The 2525-nt window shown below is 51.1% G+C and carries 1 protein-coding gene; it reads right to left on the bottom strand.

The features are described from left to right. Positions 1–227: 227 nt before the first annotated feature. The coding region (locus CB0205_RS14800) for a S8 family serine peptidase (protein ID WP_010317593.1) at positions 228–2525 on the bottom strand (2298 nt) is incomplete at its 5' end.

Genomic DNA, 2525 nt, shown 5'->3' with positions numbered 1-2525 from the left:
TCCCACGCGCGGTTCGGTGCAACGGTGCTTGGCGGCCAAGAAGCAGCGCAGTGCTGTGAAGCAGCAGCGGCGGCGTGGCGAGTGGTCGGGGGATTAAGGATTTGCAGGGGCAATGGCTGCGAAAGTTCTCCTACTTAGCTGAATAGAGCAAGTTGCAGGGGATCCGTTTTGCAATACAAGCCTTTTGCAAGTAAAGCGAGGTTCTTTCGCTGGAATTGCAAAATTGTCTACAGGAGCGGGTAGAGGGTTATCAGTTGATTGAGCATCCCCATTCCATTGAGGCTGCCAAGGCCTGTGGCGGCGTCAAAGCCAGGGGCTGTGGCTGATAGGCTACGATCAAGTTCGCCATTCGGAAGCGTTCCGTTAAGCGGGTAGAAGATGATATTGCCTGGTTCTGTGCTGTCATCGTAGCCAACGTAAATTCCATCCCACTCTGCGGGCGTTGCTGGTGAGGTGAACACATTGGAATTGTTTGCGCCAGCTGGTACGTCGAAAAACACTTGATCGCCAAAGCCGGAAGCGTAAAGCTCATACAGCAGGGGATTCAAAAACCCCACCGATGCTTCCTCTCCGTATCTGCTGCGTAGTTCTGCGGTGATATTGGCGATTAAGCCAGCTACTAAGGGCGCCGCTGCTGAAGTGCCAGATACTTGGGTTGTTGTATATTCTCCATTGCTGAATAATGCTGACTCATATGTAATGTTAGTCCCATTCGCACGGTTTCCGCCTGACAACATTGAAATGTCTGGATATGCTCTCCAGACGTCGCTCCAAAGGCCTGTCAAGTGATCACGCTGGTAGCCAGCTGGGATGAACTGGCTTGATGGCTGCCAGCTACCGCTCGAAGCTATTCCCTGGGTCAGTCCAGCCTGAAGCTCGAAGAACTGTGACGCTCTGCTGAATTCTCCCATGCTGAAGGCATCGATGCCAGATTTCACGTTCACGTCCCTGGCTATAGTCAAGGTTGTCTGAGGATTAAAGTCATTCCATGTGAGTTGATTGATGGCTGAGATTGGGGTTCGATTATTTTCTTCCTCGATGAGGGCATAACGGTTAAATGCCGTTCCGCCAACGCTTAGCACTGCAGCGCTGCCAGTGTCTGTTGTGGGGTTTGTCTGGCCGCGCCCGGGGAGGAATACGGAAGGGTCATCTATGTTCGCGATGCCACGGTCTCCTGACGCAATAACGATTGAAGTGCCTCGTAAAACAGCATCAAGATACAGTTGATCCATGGCGCGAGACTTCTCGTGGGTATTTGTATCATCTTGATCCGATGATGAAATCACATCAACTGGATTCTCTAGGTAGATCAGCGATGCGTATCTTCGGTATAGGCTGCTGTCGTATCCGGACTCAATGATTGATGCTCCTGGGCTGACCGAGGCTAAGATGCTGATATCGAGCATTTGCTCGACGATATCGTTCTGGTTCTCGTCGGATAGACCTGTTGCTAGTGATTCAAAGCGGGGAACAGCAAGGGGATTGCGACCTTGCATCTGGAGATATTGCTGGAAATGATCACTGTCTTGCCAATTAAGCATTGCTTGTGTGCCGCCCGAGCTCACAAGGCCGATGCGGGCGCCGGAGCCTGCAGAGGGATTCTCTATTCCCGGGAATTGGTAGGCCGAGGCCACGTCAAGGGGTCTGAGCAGGGCGTTGCTGATTTGATGCCTGACGTTGCTGGTTTGATCCGGGTCGTAAATTGCTTGGAATGTACGACCTGCGCTTAAAATCTCAATTCCAAGGATGGAATTGGCAAAGGGTGCGGCCCCCTCTCCCTGTGCTTCTAGGTACGACCTTCCTACGTCACCAGTTTTGCTGACGTAGCTAAAGTTTTCATCCTCAAAGTTGACCAGAAGGCTTCCATCTGTAAAGCTGCGCACAAAGTCTTGAATCCCGATCTTGAATTTAAGGGTGCGCTGCTCCCTAGCTAAGGTGGCGTCAATATCTCTGGCGCCACTGCGATTCAAGAAGTCGACAACAGCATCAAGATCTGCAGGATCGGCTCCGTAGAGCTCTGTGAGGTCGTTTGGAGATAAGTGTTCTGTGTATTCGTGCAGATCTTTGTAGGAGAGGTAAAGCAGTTCATTGGCATCGTAGAAGTTGTCAAAGCTGTATTGCCCACTTTGCTCGACTGCGGTGTGATCCACCTCGCGCCTGTTCAGGACTAGTGCGACTTCTAATTGGTACTCCTCATTTTCTGGAATCGTGCTTGGGTCGATTAGTGCTTCTTTGTAAGATTCCAGGTATTGCGGATTCAGGTCGGACTCGGTCAGGAAGCTTGTCTGGTCTGCGTTGATCCAAGGGTTTGAATTGGGGATGCGCGTTGGGCTATCAGATTCTGGTGTGAGTTCAATGCTGAAGTCGTTGAAATCTCGATCGCTATTGCCGGAGGCTGATGTGTCTTCGGCAAGATAGGCAAAGCCGCCGGTGGCTAGATCGTATGAAATGAACTGAACATCACCATTGGGATTTGCTGCGTTGAAAGATGAGAAGATCTGAAGATCGCTATTGCTGACTTTGCC

Origin of the sequence: Synechococcus sp. CB0205 (assembly GCF_000179255.1) — a bacterium.
GTDB lineage: Bacteria > Cyanobacteriota > Cyanobacteriia > PCC-6307 > Cyanobiaceae > Vulcanococcus.
Note: the sequence above shows the minus strand (reverse complement) of the source record. Positions and strands in the feature narration are given on the sequence as shown.